We start from the raw sequence: 3706 nt of genomic DNA on the forward strand, positions 1-3706 counted from the left end.
GGGCGTGGTCAAGCTGGCGCCGTCGCTGCCGCTGGACGGCAACTACCCGTACCTGCACCTGGACCAGAAGATCATGCACCTGGGCTTTCATATCTACGACGTCGGCTTCCAGAGCCCCAACGTCGAGGCGGCGCGACCGCTGGTGTATGCCACCGCATTGTTGCTGGTGCTGGTGATCGCTACGCTGAACCTGTCGGCGGTCTGGATTCGCAACCATCTGCGCGAGAAGTACAAGGCGCTGGACAGTTGAGCGGTGTGTCAGCCAGGTCCTCTTCGCGGGCAGAGCCCGCTCCCACACGCCTGCGAAGAGACCCTCACAGCCTTCAGAATATTTCAACTTTGCACCGAATTTTACAGCCTTTGGAGTCTGCCATGCAGCATGAAAACCCATCCCATGGCATCAACCTGTCGGCCCTGGGGCGCGACAAGCAGAGCCTGAACCTGGCCAAGGAGACCGTGGCCATCGAAGTGCCCGGCCTGAGCCTGTTCTACGGCGACAAGCAAGCGCTGTTCGACATCGCCATGAACATCCCCAAACAGCGCGTGACCGCGTTCATCGGTCCTTCGGGCTGCGGCAAGTCGACCCTGCTGCGCACCTTCAACCGCATGAACGACCTGGTCGACGGCTGCCGCGTGCAGGGCGCGATCAACCTCTATGGCAACGATATCTACCGCAAGGGCGAAGACGTCGCCGAACTGCGCCGCCGCGTCGGCATGGTGTTTCAGAAGCCCAATCCGTTCCCCAAGACCATCTACGAAAACGTGGTCTACGGCCTGCGCATCCAGGGCATCAACAAGAAGCGCATCCTCGACGAAGCGGTCGAATGGGCACTCAGGGGCGCGGCGCTGTGGGACGAGGTCAAGGACCGCCTGCACGAGTCCGCCCTGGGCCTGTCCGGCGGCCAGCAGCAGCGTCTGGTGATCGCCCGTACCATCGCCGTGGAGCCCGAGGTCTTGCTGCTCGACGAGCCCTGCTCGGCACTCGATCCGATCTCCACGCTCAAGGTCGAGGAATTGATCTACGAGCTCAAGTCCAAGTACACCATCGTCATCGTCACCCACAACATGCAGCAGGCCGCACGGGTGTCCGACTACACGGCGTTCATGTACATGGGCAAGCTGGTGGAGTTCGGCGACACCGACACGCTGTTCACCAACCCGGCCAAGAAGCAGACCGAAGACTACATCACCGGTCGCTACGGCTAGGGCTTCGCCGCCGTTGCTGGCATCATCCCGAGCGGACGCACCAAGGATTCGACCCATGATCAGTAAAGAAGGCCTCACCCATCACATCTCGCAGCAGTTCAACGCCGAACTCGAGGAGGTGCGCAGCCACCTGCTGGCCATGGGCGGGCTGGTCGAGAAGCAAGTCAACGACGCGGTCACCGCGCTGATCGAGGCCGACTCCGGCCTGGCCCAGCAGGTGCGCGAGGTCGACGAGCAGATCAACCAGATGGAACGCAACATCGACGAGGAATGCCTGCGCATCCTGGCGCGGCGACAGCCGGCGGCCTCGGACCTGCGGCTGATCATCAGCATTTCCAAATCGGTGATCGACCTGGAGCGTATCGGCGACGAATCCACCAAGATCGCCCGCCGGGCCATTCAGCTGTGCGAGGAGGGCGAGTCGCCGCGTGGCTACGTCGAGGTGCGCCACATCGGCGACCAGGTGCGGATCATGGTGCGCGACGCGCTCGACGCCTTCGCCCGCTTCGACGCCGACCTGGCCCTGTCGGTGGCCCAGTACGACAAGACCATCGATCGCGAGTACAAGACCGCTCTGCGCGAGCTGGTCACCTACATGATGGAAGACCCGCGCTCCATCTCCCGCGTGCTCAACGTGATCTGGGTGCTGCGCTCGCTGGAGCGCATCGGCGACCATGCGCGGAACATCTCCGAACTGGTGATTTACCTGGTCCGCGGCACCGATGTGCGGCACATGGGCCTAAAGCGCATGAAGCAGGAAGTCGAAGGCACCCTCGACAGCGCTAATGTTCTGGACCAACCTGACGATAAGTAAGAGGGTCCGACACGAACGCCCGGCCTTTGCCGGGCGTTTTTCGTTGTGGGGCGAAGCGAGGCAGCCGTGTGGCCAGCCCCGCCGAACGGCACGTGGCCTTCGGCGCGTGGCGATGCCTGCGCGGTTTTCAGGAGCGGTCGATGAGCAAGATCAGTGTGCTGGTAGTGGATGATGCGCCGTTCATTCGCGACCTGGTGAAGAAATGCCTGCGCAATGCCTTTCCCGGCATCGTCGTCGAGGACGCAGTGAACGGCCGCAAGGCGCAGTCGCTGATGATGCACAACAGCTACGACATGGTGCTGTGCGACTGGGAAATGCCGGAAATGTCCGGCCTTGAACTGCTGACCTGGACCCGCGAGCAGGAAAACACCAAGACCTTGCCCTTCATCATGGTGACCAGCCGTGGCGACAAGGAAAACGTCGTGCAGGCGATCCAGGCTGGCGTGTCGGACTATATCGGCAAGCCGTTCACCAATGAGCAGCTGATGACCAAGGTCAAGAAGGCCCTGGCCAAGGTCGGCAAGCTGCAGGCGCTGGCAGCCGGTGCACCGACGCGCCAACAGGCCGCCTCGGCCTTTGCCAACGATTCGCTGAGTGCGCTGACCTCGGGCCGCGCCGAGCCTGCGCGACCTGTAGCCCCCGCGCCTCGGCCGGCCGCCGCTGCAACACCGGCCAGTGCGCCAGCTCCAGGCGCGCGAGCCCCCGCGCCCATGGGGCGTGGACAAGGCCAACTGCGCCTGCCCGGCGGCAGCCAGCAGTGCGTGATCAAGGCCTTGAGCCTCAAGGAGGCGTTGCTGGTCGTGCGGCGCACCGACACGCTGCCTCAGGTGCTGGAACTGGCGGTGCTCGATCTGGAGCAGGGTGAGAATGCCGAGGTGGCGCGTCTCAACGGCTATCTGCACGCCGTGGCCGCGTTCGAGCCCAAGCCCGACAGCGACTGGCTGCAGCTGACCTTCCGTTTTCTCGACCAGGATGCGCAGAAACTCGACTACGTCTCGCGCCTGATCGCCCGGGGCTCGGTGCAGAAACATTTCGTGCCAGGCGCCTGACAGGTGGCACATTGCCGCTCTGCAGATACCTGCTAATCTTGGCGCACGTTCCCCTTCAGACATCGTCCCCATGGTCTATCGCCTCCTGCTGATCTGCGGCCTGCTCGCGGCCGCTCCCATGGCTCAGGCCGCGACCGTCTACAAGTTCACCAATGCCGATGGCGTCACCTCCTACACCGACCGGCCCGTGCCCGGCGCACGGGTCTTCGTGATGCGTGAGCGCATCGTCGAGCGGATCGACCGGCAGGTTCGTCTGGAAGTGAAGAAAGGCAAGGGCAGCGCCAACTTCATGGTGCGCAACGATCTGTACGCACCCGTCGAGGTCGAGCTGAAACTGAGCAAGTTGCGCAACGTGCAGGGTCTGCCGCCCAGCAGCATCCGCCGCGTCGTGCCAGCGCGCAGCAGCGTCAGCCTGGTGACACTGACGGCCCAGCAGGTCGGCAAGCCGCTGGGCTATGCCCAGACCCTGGTGTCCTCCATCGGCGACCCGCAGGGCGAGGCGCATGGCTACCGCTACCCCTTCCCCTGGCGCGGCGGACCCTTCCGCCTGACCCAGGGGCCCAATGGCACCTATAGCCATTTCGGCGCCAAAGGGCGCTACGCCATGGACATCGCCATGCCCGAAGGCACGCCGATC

The 3706-nt window shown here is 64.0% G+C and carries 4 protein-coding genes and 1 pseudogene; all 5 read left to right on the forward strand.

Annotation, left to right across the window (positions count from 1 at the left end; genetic code table 11):
• A pseudogene (locus tag B2V21_RS03515) lies at positions 1 to 250 on the forward strand (phosphate ABC transporter, permease protein PstA); the annotation flags it as partial.
• Between the two features lie 122 nt (positions 251 to 372).
• Positions 373 to 1206, forward strand: a complete 834-nt coding sequence (gene pstB / locus B2V21_RS03520; RefSeq protein ID WP_049860387.1) for a phosphate ABC transporter ATP-binding protein PstB — start codon at positions 373 to 375, stop codon at positions 1204 to 1206.
• A gap of 55 nt (positions 1207 to 1261) precedes the next feature.
• Positions 1262 to 2020, forward strand: coding sequence for a phosphate signaling complex protein PhoU (phoU, locus tag B2V21_RS03525; protein ID WP_043192144.1), 759 nt, complete (start codon positions 1262 to 1264; stop codon positions 2018 to 2020).
• A 140-nt stretch (positions 2021 to 2160) separates the two neighbouring features.
• A complete protein-coding gene (locus B2V21_RS03530; RefSeq protein WP_286916042.1) occupies positions 2161 to 3069 on the forward strand; it encodes a response regulator in 909 nt (302 codons plus the stop codon).
• 70 nt (positions 3070 to 3139) lie between these two features.
• Positions 3140 to 3706: DUF4124 domain-containing protein (locus B2V21_RS03535; protein ID WP_286916043.1), on the forward strand; the 567-nt coding region annotated here is incomplete at its 3' end.

The sequence above is a fragment of the Pseudomonas sp. UBA6276 genome, from assembly GCF_002438365.1.
GTDB classification, from domain to species: domain Bacteria; phylum Pseudomonadota; class Gammaproteobacteria; order Pseudomonadales; family Pseudomonadaceae; genus Aquipseudomonas; species Aquipseudomonas coleopterorum.

What these genes read in the sequence shown, in the direction of transcription:
- pstB (WP_049860387.1), top strand. Translation starts at nt 373, where the DNA reads ATGCAGCATGAAAACCCATCCCATGGCATCAACCTGTCGGCCCTGGGG.
- B2V21_RS03530 (WP_286916042.1), top strand. Translation starts at nt 2,161, where the DNA reads ATGAGCAAGATCAGTGTGCTGGTAGTGGATGATGCGCCGTTCATTCGC.
- phoU (WP_043192144.1), top strand. Translation starts at nt 1,262, where the DNA reads ATGATCAGTAAAGAAGGCCTCACCCATCACATCTCGCAGCAGTTCAAC.